The organism is Streptomyces sp. ISL-10, from assembly GCF_018614575.1.
Taxonomy (GTDB): domain Bacteria; phylum Actinomycetota; class Actinomycetes; order Streptomycetales; family Streptomycetaceae; genus Streptomyces.
This window is the reverse complement of sequence record NZ_JAGGOJ010000003.1, coordinates 359,441-376,532: the sequence shown is the minus strand read 5'-3', so window position 1 is coordinate 376,532 and position 17,092 is coordinate 359,441. Positions and strand designations below refer to the sequence as shown.

Genomic DNA, 17,092 nt, shown 5'->3' with positions numbered 1-17,092 from the left:
CCCTGACCCGACCTCAGGGAGACCGCTCCGGGCGGGTGCCCCCGTCAGCCGTGGCCCCGCTTCACCGCTCGTCGTGCGGGCTTCAGCGCCTGCGCCGCGGCGCCCGCCACCTGCTTGTCGCGATGGTGGTCCCGCAGGGAGACCAGAGTGCGGTGGGCGGTGAGGGGGTCCGCCGCGGCCAGTGCGCGGATCAGCGCCGGCGCCCCGCCCGGCCACGCGGCGGACTCCTCGTCGAAGGCGGGCAGAAGCGTCGTCGGCGGGATCTCGTCCAGGGCCGGAATCCGCGCCTCGTCGTCCTCATGGCGCTCCGTCACATAGGCGCGCATGTCCGCCATCCACAGCCGGTCCAGCTTTTCGGCGAGGGTCGTCGCCCTGGCGTTCGGCGGCACGCTCTCCTCACGGACGTCCTCGCCGCGCGCGAGCAGGAGGCGGCGGGCCTCGGCGCCGGTCACAGGGTCGGCGAGGGCCGCGCGCAGGGCCGCGACCGGGATGCCGGCCAGGTCGAGAAGGTCGAAGCAGTCGCGGACGCGGGTCCCGTGGAGGTCGAGGGACTTCGCCGCGGAGACCGCGGCGAGCAACGGCGCCCACGCCTCGCCGCTGTCCGCTCCCCCGTTGCGGGCGGCCCAGTCGGCGAGGGTCCGCGCCGCGATCCGCGGGGGCCAGTTGCGTACCGCGGCAACGGTCTGTTCCGCGTCCCAGCCCGCGACGGTGTCCGCGTCGGGGACGGTGACCTGTCCGGCGGCCATCACATGCCGCATGACGGCACTGCCGAGCGGCGTCAGTCCATAGGTGTCGCCGCGGCGGAAGACACAGCCGGTCTCGGCCAGGCGGTCGACGAGGGCGGCGAGGGAATGTGCGACAGGGTCGAGTTCCTCCCTGTCCGCCCCGGTGCGGCCGGGCAGCCCGAGCAGCGCCGACAACTCCTCGGGCGACGGGGTCTCGTAGGCCGCCGGAGCGATGGCTGGCACCCCGGCCGGGGCGTCCTCCAGCTCTGGAGGGATCTCCGCGAAGTCGCTGTCGGACGCCTTGCGGGCCACCGAGTCCGGAGTGCAGCCGCGTTCGTAGAGGGCGTAGAGGAGATGCGCGCCGTCCACGGACCAGCTGTCCTGTGGGCCGGTCACGGTGGGCAGCTGTTCGACCTGGGCGGCCAGGATGTCGGCGGCCAGCTCGACGAGTTCCTGCGGTGTGCCCTCGTCCCAGACGGCGGTGGCGGGCCCGGGAAGTCCGCAGCGTTCGGCGATCTCCCGCAGATCGTCGTCCAGCTCCTGGCCGGCGGCCAGGGCGGCCGGCAGCGGGGCGGCGTGCAGCAGGGCCCGGATGTCCTCGGGATCGGGCACGCGGGCCGGGGGCGGCAGCGGGATCGAGGACGCGCCGTAGTAGTCGAGGTGTTCGTCGAGCATGCGGTCCGCGAGGGCCGCGTGGGGCAGCGCCTCGGGGCTCGGCGCCAGGCCGGCGTGCGGTCCGGCGAGCGCCTGGGTCAGACCGGTGGCGGTCCAGCGGTCCGTCAAGGCGTCCGCGATGCGTTCCAGTTCGGTGCCGAGCGCGTCGTCGGGCCGGTCGGCGTCGAGAGGCGGGGCGGGGAGCAGCCGATCGGCCGGGGAGGTGACGGCGGTGTCCCGTGCGAACGCGGCGAGCAGCGACTCGGCGAGCCGTGCGCGGGTGGCGAAGGTCCGGCCGGCCATCTCGAAGCGGTGCTGGGACTCGGGCAGCGCGGGCCGCTCGGCGTGTGGCGTGCGCTCGTAGGCGTCGAGCCAGGCGCGTACGGCGTCGGCGTTGTCCGGGTCCGTGCCGTCGGCCCTCAGCAGCGACGCGTACCAGCGCGGCCAGGTCAGCCGGGCCGGGTCCGCCATGGCGGTACGGAAGCCGGGCACGGCCTCGTCGATCGCCGCGAGCAGGCGGGTGTGGCGTTTGGCGTTGAGGCGGCCCACCGCGCGGACGCGGTCGGCGAGCGCGGTGAGCACGGCGGGTACGGCGGCCAGTTCGTCGTCGGACGCCCACAGCAGCTCGGGCAGGTCCTCGTGGAGCACCTGGGCGACCAGCTGCGGTGTCGGTTCGGGCACGCCGCTCCTGCGGTCGGCTCCGCGCAGCGCGAGCAGGGTCAGTACCGCGTCCGCGGGGCGGACGGGCAGGGCGGTGCCCCGCTCCCGGGCGGCCCAGGCGAGGAAGTCGTCGAGTCCGGTGTTCAGCGCAGTGGTACGAGTCACGCGGGGAGCGTATGGAACCGGGCGGGGTGCGCGCGGGTCCACCGGACGTGGGGTAGCCCGATCGAGCGAGCGACCGGCCCACCTGCCGGTGCCGGGGCAGGGTGCCGATGAGTTCGGGCGCCGCGAGCGGTCAGCACTGCATGACTGCTTCTGCCACCTCTGCTGCCTCGGGGGCGACCCCCGCCGTACCCGACCTCCGGCCCGCCGCCGACGGCATCGTGAATCTCCTCCCCGAGATCGGCGACGATCGGCTGGGCGATCCGACGCCGTGCCCGGCGTACGCCGTACGGGAGATCCTGGCCCACATCCACGGGCTGGCCACGGCCTTCCGCGACGCAGGGCGCAAGGATCTGGGCCCCACGACCGGGACCAGCCCGGACGCGGAGCTGCCGGTCCTGCCCGACGACTGGCGCACCGCGATTCCCCGTCGCCTGGACGAACTGGTCCAGGCCTGGCGCGAGCCGGACGCGTGGGAGGGCATGACCCAGGCGGGCGGCGTCACGCTGCCGGGCGCCGTGGCGGGCCGCGTGGCGCTGAACGAGCTCGTCATCCACGGCTGGGACCTGGCGCGCGCCACGGGCCTTGCTTACGCCCCCGACGAGGCGAGCATGGCCGTGTCGCGGGAGATGCTGACCCCGGCGGGCGACGACGAGCTGCGGGAGAGCATTTTCGGCCCTGTGGTGCCCGTGCCGGACAGCGCGCCGATGCTGGACCGGATCGTGGGCCTCAGCGGCCGCCGCCCGGACTGGACTCCGGCGGACGCACGCTGACGGGCGGAGGCCGGGACGGGACCGGTCGCGGGTCGCCCCTCGCTGTCGCGGGTCCGCGGTCGCGGGTCGCCGCAGCGGGCCTGGGGTCACCGGTCACGGTCGCCGGTCGCCGGTCGCCGCAGCGGGCCTGGACCGGTCACCCACGGTCGTCCGAGGGCGGTCACCGGTCGCCGCAGCGGGCCGGCTCGCCGCTCGGGGTGTGCTCGCAAACTGTCGCCGTCCGCCCGCAGGGCGGCGGTCCGCGGGTGGCCGGGGCCGGGGACACCTCCCGTGCCGGAAGCGCATCCGCTACCTTGCGCCCGCCGATGCGCACGTCGGATGCGGCCCACCCCGGGCGCCCCGCACCCCACCTGGGCGTCAGCTCCGCGCAGGAAAGCGTTCCGCCAGGAACTGCTCGAACGTCACCTTTCCCACGGCCCTCTCCGGCGTCAGATGCCCGCCCGCCCGGAACCCGTGGTAGGCCTTGCCTGCCAGGCGCACGTTCAACAGGGGCCGGCGTCGTGCGCTCGCGCGCAGATAGGCCCGGGCCAGCTCCGGGAACGTACGGACCTCGGGGCCGCCCATGTCCGGCACCCTCCCCCAGCCCCCGGCCGGGGGGACCCCCATCGCGGGCACCCCGGTCGCGAGTTCGGCCAGCCGGGCAGCGACCTCCGTCACCTCGATCGGCTGGGCGGCGACCCCCGCCGGGAGCAGCATGGCCGGCAGCTTCGCCGAGCTCCGCAGCACCTGGAGCACCAGGTCGTGGAACTGCGTCGTGCGCAGCACGGTCCAGCCGAGACCCGACTCCTCGACCAGCCTCTCGACGGCGAGCTTGGTCCGGTAATAGCCGAGCGGCACCTGGTCGACGCCGACGATCGAGATGTACACCAGATGCCGCACGCCGGCCCGGCGGGCCGCCTCGATCAGATGGCGTGCCGCCTGCTCGTCGCCGCCGCGCGGCGAGGTCGCGCAGTGCACGACGGTGTCCACGCCGGCGACGGCCGGGGCCAGCCCCGTGCCCTCGCGCAGGTCCACGGCGTAAGGCCGGGAGTGCCGGCTCAGCACCCGTACCTCGTGCCCTGCTCCAGAGCCTCCGGCCTCGGTGGTGCCCCCGGCGCGCAGCCGCTCGGTGACGAGCCGGCCGAGCGTTCCGGTGCCGCCGGTCACCAGGATCGTGGTCATCGCAGTTGTCGTCCCTTCGGTGGGCGTGCGCTCCCGGGTGGAGCGCACGTCACACATGGAGAACCGACGAGCACCCGGAAATGTGACAGCCCCCTCCTTGTGGCCGCACTCACCCGTGGGTCACGCCCCAGAGGCCATTGCGGTGAACTGCCGGCCCGCGAACGCGAGTTTGTCCGGGTTCACAACGACCCGCGCCTGGGCGATGACGCCGTCGCGCAGTTCGAAGGAGACGACGGCGATGAGCCGATCCGCCACGTGCGCCACCAGCGACGGCGCTCCGTTGACCTCGGCGGCCGCGAGGGCCCAGCCGCCCGCGTACCGCTGCGTGCTGCCCCACAGGAAGCGCAGCACCTTCTCCCGGCCGATGATGGGGCGCCGGGCCGCGGTGACCTTGCCGCCGCCGTCGCTCCACCAGGTGACGTCCTCGGCGAGCAGCTTCTCCAGTCCTGCCAGATCGCCCTCGCGTGCTGCCAGGACGAAGGACTCGACGAGTTCGTGCTGTCGCTCGGCGGCCGGTGTGAAGCGGGTCTCCGGCGTCGCCACCCGCTGGAGCGCCCTGCGGTACATCTGACGGCAGTTGGCCTCGCTCAGTTCAAGCACCCCCGCGATGTCCCGATGGCGGTAGCCGAACGCCTCGCGCAGAACGTAGACCGCGCGCTCCGTCGGCGTGAGCCGCTCCAGCAGCACCAGCAGCGCCGCCGACACCGCCTCGCGCTGCTCGGCGGACTCCAGGGGGCCGAGTGAACCGTCCTGCGTGAACACCGGTTCCGGCAGCCACGGTCCCACGTACCGCTCACGCTGCACACGGGCCGAGGTGAGCCGGTTGATGCAGAGGTTGGTGACGACCTTGGCGAGCCAGGCCCATGGGTGCTCGATCGCCGCACGGTCGGCGCTGCTCCAGCGCAGATAGGCGTCCTGCACCGCATCCTCGGCCTCCTCGGCGGAGCCGAGCAACCGGTACGCCAGGCCGAACATCCTGGGGCGGTGGGCGGTGAACTCCTCGGTCTTGCCTGACGTCATGCGCTCAGCCTGCCAGAGGCGCGGAGGCATCCGGCGCGCAGGTAGTTGCCCCTGCCGGTGGGACACCGGCCCACGTGCGGCACCGTGCCGCCCCACGCAGGGCCGGGCGGGTCGGTTGGAACGCTGCGGACCGGCAAGCGCGGGCCACATGCGGGATGTTGTGGTCCACACCTGCGCACCCCGGGCATCGCCGTCGGCTCAGGCGGAGCGCCGTGCCAGGTCCTCCAGGACGGCGACCGCGCGGTCAGCGTGCTCGTAGGGCACGAACAGGTGGTCGTGGTGGAACCCGGCGACGACGTTGCAGCTCAGGCCCGCGTCGGCGAGTTCCCGCGCGACCACGGCGGTCAGCCCGACCGCCTCGAGCGCGGAGTGAACGCGCAACGTGATCCAGCCGGCCACGTAGTCGTACGCCAGCCTCGCCGCGTCCGCCTCTTCGCGCCGTACGACCAGGGTCAGGCCCTCGTCCTCCGCGACTGTGACCACCGGGGTGATACCGGAGGGCACACGGTCCTCGACGGTGGTGAACACATAACGGCCCGCCTTCAGCACCGGGCGCATGCCGCTCAGCAGTTTCGGCAGGTCGGTCTCGCCAGTCATGATCACCACACTACGCGCGGGGCGTCACGACCAGCACGCGTGAGGTTCGTCCGCTGCTCACCGGGGGTGTGCGGGTCGTCGATGATACGGACGCGCTCGAACCGCTCGCCGAGAGCGGTCTGTTCGCGGCGCTCGTCGCACCACGGGCCGCGTGCGGTGCTGCATGCGGGGCTCGGCCCGATCGCGGCCGGACCGGCGCTGTTCGCCCAGGCGTCGCCGAACGGTTCGTACGGCGCCGATGCGCTGCCGGCGATCCCGCTGCTCGGCACGGGCTTCGGACTCGCCATGCCGGCTGTGACGGCGCCGGGGGGACGCGCGATGTCCGCCACGGCGCCGCATTGGGTGCCGCCCAGGGGTGTACGCGGCCGGGGCGAGCTGGTAGGAAAGTTTCCTAACAGTGCAACTCCCCGTCGTATTCCCTATGGAGGCACGGTGCCCACCTCCCACAAGCGCATCCGCAACCGGCTCGGGCTCCTCCCGCGCGTGGTGCTCGGAGCGGTCCTCGTCGCCCTGCCCGCCACCGCCGTCGCGGCGGGCGCGGCGGAACAGTACCCGCCACAGCACCGGCCGGCCGCCGCGCCGGCCGCCGTCGGGCTGGACGACCCGGTGAAGAAGGACATCGCCATGCAGCTCGTCTCCAGCGCGGAGAACTCCTCGCTGGACTGGAAAGCCCAGTACAGGTACATCGAGGACATAGGAGACGGCCGCGGTTACACCGCGGGCATCATCGGTTTCTGCTCCGGCACCGGCGACATGCTCGACCTCGTCGAGCTCTACACCCAGCGCAAGCCGGGCAACGTGCTGGCGAAGTACCTGCCCGCACTGCGGAAGGTCGACGGCACCGACTCGCACGAGGGCCTCGACCCGGGCTTCACGCGCGACTGGCGCAAGGCGGCCGGGGACCCGGCGTTCAAGAAGGCACAGAACGACGAACGCGACCGCGTCTATTTCGACCCGGCCGTGCGGCGGGGCAAGCAGGACGGCGTGGGCGTTCTCGGGCAGTTCATCTACTACGACGCCATCGTGATGCACGGCGACGGCGGCGACAGCACCAGCTTCGGCAGCATCCGGCGCAAGGCGCTGGCGAAGGCGAAGTCACCGGCGCAGGGCGGCGACGAGAAGGCGTATCTGCACGCCTTCCTCGACGCCCGCGTGTGGGCGATGAAGCAGGAGGCGGCGCACGAGGACACCAGCCGGGTGGACACCGCCCAGCGGGTCTTCCTCAACAAGGGCAATCTCGCCCTGAACACGCCGCTGGACTGGAAGGTATACGGCGACAGCTTCCACATCGGCTGACGCGGCGGCGATGTGCGGACGGGCGGCCCGGGGAGATCTCCCCGGGCCGCCCGTCGCATCGGAAGCCGGCTCAGTGCACGGCGGCCGGAGCCGCCACCTCGCCGGATCCGGCCGCCGCCTCCTCCGGTGAATCCTCCTGCGAACCGGCCTTGGCGCCCAGGTGGTTGAAGGCCAGGTTCAGCACGATCGCCACGATGCACCCGGTGGAGATGCCCGAGTCCAGCACGACCAGCAGGTCCTTCGGGAAGGCGTGGTAGAACTCCGGCGCCGCGATCGGGATCAGTCCGATGCCGACGGCTGCGGCCACGATCAGCGCGTTCTCCCCCTTCTCCAGCGCCGCCGTCGCCAGGGTCTGCATGCCGCTCGCCGCGACCGTGCCGAACAGCACGATGCCGGCGCCGCCGAGGACCGGCAGCGGAACGAGGGCGATCACGGAGGCGGCGACCGGGCACAGGCCGAGCAGGATGAGGATGCCGCCGCCCGCGGCGACGACGAAGCGGCTGCGCACCTTCGTCATCGCGACGAGCCCGATGTTCTGGGCGAAGGCACTGCACATGAAGCCGTTGAACAGCGGGCTGACGGCCGAGCCGAGCGTGTCGGCACGCAGACCGCCCTCGATGGTGCGCTCGTCCGCGGGGCGTCCCACGATCCGGCCGAGCGCCAGCATGTCGGCCGTGGACTCCGTCATGCACACCAGCATCACGATGCACATGGAGACGATCGCGGCGATCTCGAACTGCGGAGCGCCGAAGTGGAACGGCGTCGGGAAGCCAATGACGTCGGCGTCCTTGATCGCGTCGAGGTTGGCCATGCCCAGCGGCAGGGCGACGACGGTGCCGACGACGAGACCGAGCAGGATCGCGATCTGCTGGAGGAAACCGCGCAGGAACTTGCGCAGGGCGAGCACGACGACGAACGTGAGCGCCGCCATGCCGATGTTCTTCATCGAACCGTAGTCGTCGGCCGTGGAGTTGCCGCCCTGCGACCAGTTGAAGGCCACGGGCAGCAGCGAGACACCTATCAGGGTGATGACGGTGCCGGTGACGACGGGCGGGAAGAAGCGGACGAGTTTGGAGAAGTACGGGGTCAGGACGAAGCCCAGGACGCTGGCGACGATGATCGCGCCGAAGATGACGGCGATGCCGTCGTATCCGCGGTCCCTGCCGATGGCGACCATCGGTGTCACCCCGGCGAAGGAGACGCCGTTGACGAACGGGAGCCGGGCGCCGACGCGCCAGAAGCCCAGTGTCTGCAGCAGCGTCGCGATACCGGCGGTGAACAGGGACGCGCCCATGAGGAACGCGGTGTCCTTGGCGTCGAGGCCCACGGCGGGGCCCACGATCATCGGCGGGGCCACCACACCCGCGTACATGGCTGCCACATGCTGCAGCCCGGTGGTGAACATCTTGAAGGGGGGAAGGGTCTCGTCGACCGGATGTTTCCGGTCTGGTGCCTCGGCGGTCGAGGTGTGCGCGGCCACGGCGGTGCCTCCGGTCGGGTAACACGTCATCGGGGACATGTGGTGTCAAGGAGGTGGTGCGGGTGGTGCTGTCGATGCGGTTGATGCGGCGTGCACATACCGGGCGCCCGGGCCGGTGATGCGGGTAATGATCGTGCCGAGATGTGCCGACACGAGTCACCGTCACCGGGGGACGCGCACCTTTATCGCACGCACCCCCCGGTGAGGGCTGCCGTGGACCCCGCTCGGGTCCACGGCCGCCGGCCGGGGGCCGTCCCCCCCGGCCGGACTTCCTTGGGTCAGCCCTGCGCGGCGATCCGCGCGAGGCGCTGTGCCTCGTCCCGCGTGGAGCGGGCGATGGCGTCCTCGTCCACCGTGGTCAGCCGGCTGTTCTCGACCACGGGCTTTCCGTCGACGAGGGAGAGCGATACGGGAGCGGCCGCGCCGAAGACCAGCGCGACGACCGGGTCGGCGATGGAGGAGTGCGCGAGCGTGTCGAGCTTCCACAGCACGAGGTCGGCGAGCTTGCCGGACTCCAGTGAGCCGATCTGGGTGGCGCGGCCGAGGACCTGGGCGCCGCCGTAGGTGCCGAGCCGCAGCGCCTGCCGGGCGTTCAGCGCGGCCTCGCGGTGGGCGCCGAGCCGGTTGATCAGCAGCGCGTTGCGCAGCTCCGTGTGGAGTTCGCCGGACTCGTTGGAGGCGGTGCCGTCGACGCCGAGTCCGACCGGGACACCGGCCTTGAGCATGTCGGGAACGCGGGCGATGCCGGCGGCCAGACGGGCGTTGGACGACGGGCAGTGGGCGACACCGGTCCGCGTGCGGGCGAAGGCCTCGATGTCGGAGTCGTTCATGTGGACGCAGTGCGCCATCCACACGTCCTCGCCGAGCCAGCCGGTCGACTCGAAGTAGTCGGTGGGCCCCATGCCGAAGAGCTCCTTGCAGAACTCCTCCTCCTCGACCGTCTCCGAGCCGTGGGTGTGCAGGCGCACGCCCTTGCGGCGGGCCAGTTCGGCCCCCTGGCGCAGGAGTTCGGTCGACACGGAGAACGGCGAGCAGGGCGCGACGGCGACCTGCGTCATCGCGTCGAAGGAGGCGTCGTGGTGCTTGTCGACGGTCTCCTCGGTGGCGGCGAGGGCGCCTTCGAGGGATTCGACGGCGAAGTCCGGCGGCAGGCCGCCGTCCGACGTGCCACGGTCCATGGAGCCACGGGCGAGGGTGAACCGTACCCCCATCTCCCGTGCGGCGCCGATGATCGCGCCGGACAGGTCACCGGACCCCTGGGGGTGGACGTAGTGGTGGTCCATGGCGGTGGTGACGCCGCCGCGGGCCATCATCGCCAGCGAGCCCTGGGCCGCGGCGCGAACCATCGGCTCGTCGATGCGCGCCCATGTCGGGTAGAGGGCGACCAGCCAGTTGAAGAGGTTGTGGTCGGTCGCCAGGCCCCTGGTGATCCACTGGTAGAAGTGGTGGTGGGTGTTGATCAGACCCGGTGTCGCGAGGTGGCCGGTGCCGTCGATGCGGCGTACGACGTGTCCGAGGCCCTGGGGGGCGGGTCCTGCCCCGACCGACTCGATCCGGTTGCCGGCGACGACGATGTGGCCCGAGGCGTACTCGGTGTCGTCGGCGTCGACCGTCGCGATCGCACAGTTCTCGATGACGATGCGCTCGACGGCGCTGCTGTCCGTCGCGCCGTCGTGGGCTGCCGAAGGTGCCATGGTGCTTCCTTCTTCTGTCTCGGGATGTGGCGTGGTGGGCACGGCAGGACCCTAGGAGGATTTGAGTGCCACAGCCTGGTGGCTGCGGGTGCCGAGAGGGTGGAGGAACAGGTCGAGCAGGACCGCGACGAGCGCTCCGGCGCTGATCCCGGAGCCCAGGACGGTCTGCGCCCGGGCGGGGAGGTCCGCGGAGAAGGTGGGCGCGGCGAGCGGGACGACGCCCGCCCCGCGCGCGACGGTCCCCGGGATGATGTGGGAGCTGTCGTCGAGTCCGGCCTCGGAGAGGGTTCGGAAGCCGCTGACAGCGATCGAGCCGAACAGGACGATGCCGGCGCCGCCGAGGACGGGCATCGGGACGAGCGGGGCGACCGCGCCGAGGACGGGGAAGGCGCCGAGGACGAGCAGGACACCGCAGGCGACGGCGACGACGTGGCGGCCGGCACCCGCGTCAGGGACACCACGCCGACGTTCTGGGCGAAGGCGCAGGCGGCGAATGCGGAGGTGGGGAAGCCGCCGAAGACGGGTCCGACGAGGGTGGCGATGCCAGCGGTGCGCAGTCCGTGTGCCATGGTCTTCCCTCCCGTCCGCCGGCCGCCCCGCCCGCTGTTGTTGGGCGGGCAAGGCGGTCGGCGGCCTGGCGTCAGAGGTTGGTCATGTCGACCGGGATCTGCGGCTCGACGCCGTCCCGCAGGACGGTGGCCTCGATCAGGCCGTACGGGCGGTCCGCGGCGAAGTAGACCTCGTTGTCGTTCTTGAGCCCGAACGGCTCGAGGTCCACCAGGAAGTGGTGCTTGTTCGGCAGGGAGAAGCGGATCTCGTCGATCTCGCTGCGGCTGTTGATGATGCGCGAGCCCATCTGGTACAGCGTCTGCTGCAGCGACAGGGAGTAGGTCTCGGCGAAGGCCTGGAGCATGTGCTTCCTGGCCTGCTCGTAGGACTTCTCCCAGTTGGGCATCCGGTTCTCGTCCGACGTCCAGTTGTACCGCCACTGCGCGGACACCTGGGTGGCCAGGATGCGGTCGTACGCCTCCTGCAGGGTCGTGTACTTGTCCTTGACGTAACCCCAGAACTCGGAGTTGGTCGAGTTCATCACGACCAGGTCCTTCAGGCCGGAGATGACCTGCCACGTGTCACCGTCGAAGGTGACCTGTGTGGTGCGGGTCTCCTGGCCCTTGCGGACGAAGGAGTGCTTGACCTCGTCGGCGCCGATGAACTTGGAGTTGCCGTCGGAGGTCTCGATGCGCTCCCAGGCGTACTCCTCGATGCGGATGCGCGCCCGGTGGATCGGCTCCTGGCTCGTCACGAAGTGGCGGGCGAGGTGGATGCCGAACTGCTCGGCGGACTCGATGCCGTACTCCTTGGCGAACGCGTACACCGTGTTCTTGGTGGTGTCGGTCGGCAGGACGTTGGCGTTGGAGCCGGAGTAGTGCACGTCGTCCATGTCGCCGGAGAGGGCGACGGAGACGTTCAGGTCCTTGATGTGGTGGGTGTCGCCGTCCCGCGTGATCTTGACAACGCGGTTCTCTGCCTTGCCGTACTGATTCTGGCCGAGAATCGTGGGCATGTCTGCTAGCTCCCTCGGTAAACGGAGTAGCCGAACGGGTTGAGCAGCAGCGGTACGTGGTAATGCTCGCCCGGTGCGACGGCGAAGGTGATCGCCACCTCGGGGAAGAACACGCCGCTGTCCCGTAGCGCGGGGGCGTCCTGCTGTGCCTCGGCTTGCTTCTTCTTCTCGAAGTACGTCTCGGTCTCGAAGTCGAGACGTACATGGGTCGTGCCCTCCGGCAGCGCCGGAAGGTCCTTGCAGCGCCCGTCCGCGTCGGTGGCCGATCCGCCGAGCTGCTGCCATTCCGCGGCCGGACCGCTGCGGGCCGACAGGGAGATGGCGACGCCCTCGGCGGGGCGGCCGATGCTGGTGTCCAGGATGTGCGTGGACACCGAACTGTGCGGCGAGGCCACTGTTTCCGTGCTCATGCGCTCTCTTCCTCTGCGAGCTCGACGAGGCGGGTCAGCCGGATGCGGTTGATCTTGCCCAGTTCGGTGCGGACGATCTCCCGCTCCTGCTCCGGCGAGTTCTCGATCCGCTCGCGGACGGCGTCCCTCATCTGCTCACCGGTACGGCCGGTGGCACAGATCAGGAAGACGTGGCCGAACTTCTCCTGGTAGGCCAGGTTCAGTTCGAGCATGTCGGCCTTGAGAGCCTCGGAGGCCCCGGCCATTCCGCTCTGTTCGCGGGAGGAGGTCGGGTCACCGGGCTTCGGCCGGCCGATCGGCGGGTGACCTGCCATAGCCTCGGCCAGATCGTCGGCGGTCAGTTCGGCCATGGCGGCGTCGCTGGCCTCGAAGAGGGCGTCGGTGCTGGTGTACGGCCGCTGGGCGAGGATCTTGCTCCCCCAGGCCGAACTGGCGCACACCTCGTGCAGCGCGGCCAGGGCCGCACTGTCCTCGGAGGCGTTGAACCGGGCGAGACCCTGGTTCGAGAGTGCAGTCACGGGAGCCTCCGTGGCTTGTGCATCGTGGTGCGTCGGACGGGCTGCGGATAGCTAACGCCCTCCGGAACACGACGTCAACACTTTGTTGAAAAATGGCGAACACAAAAGCCGCCGCCCGAAGCACCGGACGGCGGCCGCGGCGGGCGGGCGCTCAGCCGCCCTTGGCCGCGTTTTCCCTGTTCAGGTAGTTGTAGACGGTGAAGCGGCTGACACCCAGCGCGCCGGCCACCGTCTCCACCCCGTGGCGTACGGAGAACGCGCCCCGTGCCTCCAGTGTCCTGACGACCGACTGCTTTGTCTTCCGGTCGAGTTCGGCGAGCGGCCTGCCGTGCTGCCGCTCCAGCGCCGCGAGGATGTGGTCGAGGGAGTCCGCGAGCTGCGGCAGGCGTACGGCGACGACCTCCTCACCCTCCCAGCTCAGCACGACGTCGTCCTCACGGGCCTCGTCGGGCGTTATCAGCACGGCGCCCATGGCGTCGACGAGCGGCTTGACCGCCTGCGCGAGCGCGTGCTCCCCAGGCCCGGTCATCCCTCCCCCTCCACCACGTTGACCTGCAGCGACACCCGGGTCGCACCAGTCTCGAGCGCCTTGCGCAGCAACGCGTCGACGGCACCGAGCACCTGGTCGGCACCACCCTCGGCGGTGTTGCCGAAGGGCCCGACGTCCACCTTGTCCAGCCCCGCGTCCTGAACGACCTCGCGGACGGCCAGCGCGTGGGCGGGCGGTTCGTCGAGGTCGAACGGCTCGGTCGTGAACTCCACTCTCAGTCGCACCATGCCCCCACGGTAGCGGCGGGCTTTTCCGGCGGGGAGCCGGGCGGGGGCGGCGGGCCCCGGGCCCGTGCCCACGCGGTCCGCGCGGGAGCGGGCCACGCGGGAGCGGGCCACGTGGCCAGGCCGCCGGGGGGCGGCCCCGATACGGCAGGGGCAGCGGGCCGGGGTCGGTGCCCCCACGGGTCGGCGGAGACCCGGCCATGCGGCCTGGCCGCATGGCCGCCGCGCCCATACCGCCGGGGCAGCGGCCCGTCCAGTCCGGCCCACGCCATCCCCGATCGCGGACGGCCAGCACCGGCGCACGGGCGCGGGCCCCCGGCTCACCGCGCGGGACACGGCAGCGCGCAGACAGTCACGGAGAGGGAGCGCGGTAGCAGCCCCGCGCAATCCGGCCGCAGCCATCCGCGATCGCGGCATCAGCGCAAGCCCGGGCCGCCGCCCGGGACACGGCAGCGCGCAGGCAGACGCGGAGACGGAGCACGGCAGCAGCCCCGCGCAATCCGGCCCACGCCATCCGCGATCGGAGAGCGAGCACCGGCGCACGGGCGCGGGCCTCCGGTCACCGCGCGGGACACAGCAGCGTGCAGGCGGTCGCGGACCGTATGCGCACGGCAGCGGCCCGTGCCGGCCCGTCCGGTTCACGGGAAAGAGCGTGGGCGCGGCACCTTCGCTACCCGGTCCGTCGGGCACGTAGGCGGCGGCGCGGGAGAAAACGGCCGTACGCGGGCGACGGACCCGGCCGCTTGGGGCGTAGAGCAGATGACGGAACCGCAGGGAGGGGTCGGGAAATGACAGGGCGTGCAGGCAGAGGCGTCAGGGCGACGGCGGTCGCGACCGCGGCGATGGCCGTGCTGACCGCTTCGCAGGGGCCGGGGACGTTCGCGTCCGCAGGGCGGTCGCAGGAGCCGAGCGTGTCGGGGGACAGCGCGTACCGCACGGAGCTCCCGCCTTTGCGAGTGCCGGGCCCGGCGCGGCAGCGGCAGGCCGGAACGGCGGTCACCGCGACGGTCGGCGCACTGCCCGCCACCGTGCTCGCCGCCTACCGGGCCGCCGAAGAGGAACTGGCGCGTACGACCCCCGGCTGCGGGCTGCGCTGGCAGCTGCTCGCCGCCATCGGCCAGGTCGAGTCGGGGCAGGCCCGCGGCGGCCGCGTGAGCGCCGACGGGACCACGCTCACGCCGATCCTCGGCCCGCGTCTGGACGGCAACGGCTTCGCACTCATCCGGGACAGCGACGGAGGCCGGTACGACGGGGACACCGCGTACGACCGGGCCGTGGGGCCCCTGCAGTTCATCCCCTCGACCTGGGCGCACTGGGGCGCCGACGGCAACGGCGACGGGAACCGGGACCCCGGCAACGTCTTCGACGCGGCACTCGCCGCGGGCCGCTACCTGTGCGCGGGCGGACGGGACCTGGCGGACGCCGGAGACCTGGACCGCGCGCTTCTCGGCTACAACCACTCCACCGCGTACCTGCTCACCGTGCGGTCGTGGTTCACCTACTACCTCGACGGGCACACGGTCGTGCCCGACGGCGCCGAGGCGCGCCCCGCACCGGAACAGACACGGCCGGCCACATCGGCGCCGTCCCCGTCCAAGCCGCCGTCCCCCTCGTCCTCGTCCTCCTCCACACCCCGGCCCCCCACCGCGGCACCGTCCGCCGCCCCCTCGTCGTCCCCCTCGCCGTCCGCGTCACCGTCGCCGTCCGCGTCCCCTGCGCAGCCGGTCGGCCCGACCGAGCCCTCTGTCCCCCTCCCCGTCCCCGCCCCCACGCTGCCCGGCGCCGGAAAGGGCCTGCCCACCACCCCGCTGACCAGCGTGGACTGACCGGCACGCCCGTTCCGACAACGGAACGGACTCGATGAGGTCCTCCCCCTCCACAACTCCGGATACTGGACGGTAATGTCGCCATCCGCCGGACAGCACGCGGCCGGTGGTGAGAGCAAGGGGGCCCTCATGGCGACAGACACACAGCCTGAGCACTTCGGTGAACCGGGCGCCGACAGGGCGCACGAGCGCTGGGAGCGCGCCTGGAGCCACCGGGAGCAATTGCTGAGGGTGGCCCGGCGCCGGTCCGTCAGCATGGAGGACGCCGAGGACGCCGTGCACGAGGCGATGCTCCGCGCCGCGGAGCAGCCGCACCTGGACGACGAGCGGCTGGGCGCCTGGCTGACGACCGTGACGATGCGGCTGTGCATCGACCGGCACCGCCAGGTCAACCGCGAGGCGGAGGTCCGCACCAGCCCGACGCTGCATCCGCCACGGCCGGTGCCCGTCGACGAGGCGGTCTGCGACCGGGCGGAGGCGCGCTGGCTGGCCGTACGCAGCGGTGAGCTGCCAGTCCGGCAGGCGGAGGCGCTGTGGCTGAAGTCGGAGGATCTCGATGTCAGCCAGGTCGCCGTGAAGATGGGCCTGAGCTACCGGACGGTCGAGTCCTTGCTCGCCAGGGCCCGGCGCACGCTGCGCAACTCCCTGGCCGCGACCCTGGGGCTCGTCCTGTGGCTGTGCGGCCGCGGCCGCCCGCGCGGGGGTCATGCCCAGGCGGTCGCCATCGCGTCGACGGCGGCGACGCTGGCGGTCGCGGGACTCGTCCTGCCGTACCGGTCCGGGGACGCACCCGTCCTGCCCCGCCCGGCGACGCCCACGGTCGCCTCCGAGCCGACCGCCTCGACCGCGCCGGGGCCCGGGCCGACGGGCTCGCCGTCTCCTTTCGGCTCGCGGCAGGGACCGATGCCGTCGGACGGCGCGGAATGGAGCTCAAAGCCACTGCTGCCGGAGGTGTCGCTGCCCGAGGTGTCCTTGCCGGCGCTGCCGCTGGAGACGTCGGCGGTGCCGCGTCTGCCGGTGCTGCCGGAGGGGGTCGAGGTTCCTGAGGTGCCGGTCCCGGGTGTCACGTCGATGAGCGCGCAGCTGCCGGAGGTGGCACCGCCGCCGGTGCCGTCCGCGTCGGCGCCGGTCCCCTCAGTGCCGTTGCCGCTGCCGTCGGGCCCGTAAGCTGTGCGGGCCGTCTCCCCCGCCCTCCCCTATGACCCGACGGCTGTGCGTGGGGAGCCCCCAGCGTCGCCGGGGGGAATGCCCCCATCCCATAACCGGGGGCTCCGCCCCCGGCCCCGTCCCCTACGGCCTGCCGGCCGCCGCAACCACGCCCCGCGGCCGTGGGACGCACCCCGTGCACCCCGGGGCCGTGGACGCCCCCGCCCAGGCCCAGCGGGCACGGGAGGCACCTCACCCACGCCGGCATGGAGCACTCACACCTACGCACCGCGGCATGGGGCATCCCCTACGCACTGCGGCCATGGGGGACACCCCCACCTACGCCCGCGGTCATGAGACGCACCCCTACGCCCCACGGCCACCCGCAACCACGCCCCGCGGCCATGAGACGCCCCCTACACCCCGCGGGCGTGGGATGCACCCCACCCACGACGGCATGGAGCACTCACACCTACGCACCGCGGCATCCCCTACGCCCTGCGACCATGGGAGACGCCCCCGCCTACGCCCACGGCCGTGGGATCCACCCACATCCCCGCCCACCGCGGGCTTGGAGCACTCACACCTAGGCACCGCGGCGGTGGGAAAGACCCGCAACCAACGCCGCGCGG

At 72.4% G+C, this 17,092-nt stretch carries 16 protein-coding genes and 1 pseudogene; 4 read left to right on the top strand and 13 right to left on the bottom strand.

The features are described from left to right. Positions 1-44 precede the first annotated feature (44 nt). Entirely contained in the window at positions 45-2,204 is a 2,160-nt protein-coding gene (locus tag J7E88_RS02615; RefSeq protein WP_215176735.1) for a hypothetical protein, read from the bottom strand. Positions 2,205-2,344: 140 nt separating this feature from the next. Between J7E88_RS02615 and J7E88_RS02610 the strand changes: the two genes are divergently transcribed. Then, a complete protein-coding gene (locus J7E88_RS02610) occupies positions 2,345-2,974 on the top strand; it encodes a TIGR03086 family metal-binding protein (RefSeq protein ID WP_215176733.1) in 630 nt (209 codons plus the stop codon). A 357-nt stretch (positions 2,975-3,331) separates the two neighbouring features. On the opposite strand, the gene J7E88_RS02605 is transcribed toward J7E88_RS02610, so the two are convergent. The 4 genes from J7E88_RS02605 to J7E88_RS02590 form a co-directional block, all read right to left on the bottom strand. Next, positions 3,332-4,135: an SDR family oxidoreductase gene (locus tag J7E88_RS02605; protein ID WP_215176725.1), complete on the bottom strand. Its 804-nt coding sequence runs from the start codon at positions 4,133-4,135 to the stop codon at positions 3,332-3,334. Between the two features lie 120 nt (positions 4,136-4,255). Continuing rightward, positions 4,256-5,155, bottom strand: coding sequence for an RNA polymerase sigma-70 factor (locus J7E88_RS02600; RefSeq protein ID WP_215176723.1), 900 nt, complete (start codon positions 5,153-5,155; stop codon positions 4,256-4,258). 198 nt (positions 5,156-5,353) lie between these two features. Beyond that, positions 5,354-5,752 carry an ACT domain-containing protein gene (locus J7E88_RS02595; RefSeq protein ID WP_215176721.1) on the bottom strand — a complete coding sequence of 133 codons (399 nt, stop codon included), beginning with the start codon at positions 5,750-5,752 and terminating at the stop codon, positions 5,354-5,356. Between the two features lie 2 nt (positions 5,753-5,754). After that, positions 5,755-6,039 carry a DUF6879 family protein gene (locus J7E88_RS02590; RefSeq protein ID WP_215177528.1) on the bottom strand — a complete coding sequence of 95 codons (285 nt, stop codon included), beginning with the start codon at positions 6,037-6,039 and terminating at the stop codon, positions 5,755-5,757. A 145-nt stretch (positions 6,040-6,184) separates the two neighbouring features. Here J7E88_RS02590 and J7E88_RS02585 point away from each other — a divergent pair, with 145 nt between their 5' ends. Continuing rightward, a complete protein-coding gene (locus tag J7E88_RS02585) occupies positions 6,185-7,048 on the top strand; it encodes a chitosanase (RefSeq protein WP_308307243.1) in 864 nt (287 codons plus the stop codon). Between the two features lie 70 nt (positions 7,049-7,118). Here J7E88_RS02585 and J7E88_RS02580 read toward each other — a convergent pair whose 3' ends face one another. The 8 genes and pseudogenes from J7E88_RS02580 to J7E88_RS02545 form a co-directional block, all read right to left on the bottom strand. Next, complete coding sequence (locus J7E88_RS02580; protein WP_215176719.1) at positions 7,119-8,558, bottom strand: nucleobase:cation symporter-2 family protein; 1,440 nt, start codon at positions 8,556-8,558, stop codon at positions 7,119-7,121. Between the two features lie 248 nt (positions 8,559-8,806). Continuing rightward, a complete protein-coding gene (locus J7E88_RS02575; protein ID WP_215176717.1) occupies positions 8,807-10,222 on the bottom strand; it encodes an 8-oxoguanine deaminase in 1,416 nt (471 codons plus the stop codon). A 51-nt stretch (positions 10,223-10,273) separates the two neighbouring features. Beyond that, a pseudogene (locus J7E88_RS02570) lies at positions 10,274-10,812 on the bottom strand (solute carrier family 23 protein); the annotation flags it as partial. Between the two features lie 50 nt (positions 10,813-10,862). Beyond that, positions 10,863-11,786 (bottom strand): factor-independent urate hydroxylase, encoded by a 924-nt coding sequence (pucL, locus tag J7E88_RS02565; protein ID WP_215176715.1) that lies wholly within the window; start codon positions 11,784-11,786, stop codon positions 10,863-10,865. A 5-nt stretch (positions 11,787-11,791) separates the two neighbouring features. Beyond that, positions 11,792-12,196: a hydroxyisourate hydrolase gene (gene uraH, locus J7E88_RS02560; protein WP_215176713.1), complete on the bottom strand. Its 405-nt coding sequence runs from the start codon at positions 12,194-12,196 to the stop codon at positions 11,792-11,794. After that, a complete protein-coding gene (gene uraD / locus J7E88_RS02555; RefSeq protein WP_215176711.1) occupies positions 12,193-12,714 on the bottom strand; it encodes a 2-oxo-4-hydroxy-4-carboxy-5-ureidoimidazoline decarboxylase in 522 nt (173 codons plus the stop codon). Before uraD ends, uraH begins: the two co-directional genes overlap by 4 nt. 151 nt (positions 12,715-12,865) lie before the next feature. Beyond that, on the bottom strand, positions 12,866-13,243 hold the full coding sequence (locus J7E88_RS02550; RefSeq protein ID WP_215176704.1) for a helix-turn-helix domain-containing protein: 378 nt from the start codon (positions 13,241-13,243) through the stop codon (positions 12,866-12,868). Then, on the bottom strand, positions 13,240-13,488 hold the full coding sequence (locus J7E88_RS02545; RefSeq protein WP_215177421.1) for a hypothetical protein: 249 nt from the start codon (positions 13,486-13,488) through the stop codon (positions 13,240-13,242). Before J7E88_RS02545 ends, J7E88_RS02550 begins: the two co-directional genes overlap by 4 nt. Before the next feature lie 788 nt (positions 13,489-14,276). Between J7E88_RS02545 and J7E88_RS02540 the strand changes: the two genes are divergently transcribed. Together J7E88_RS02540 and J7E88_RS02535 are read left to right on the top strand one after the other, a co-directional pair. Continuing rightward, the gene (locus J7E88_RS02540) at positions 14,277-15,314 is read left to right on the top strand and encodes a lytic transglycosylase domain-containing protein (protein ID WP_251022010.1); all 1,038 of its coding nucleotides are present in this window, start codon (positions 14,277-14,279) and stop codon (positions 15,312-15,314) included. A 129-nt stretch (positions 15,315-15,443) separates the two neighbouring features. Then, entirely contained in the window at positions 15,444-16,481 is a 1,038-nt protein-coding gene (locus J7E88_RS02535; protein ID WP_215176702.1) for an RNA polymerase sigma factor, read from the top strand. The last annotated feature ends 611 nt before the right edge of the window (positions 16,482-17,092 follow it).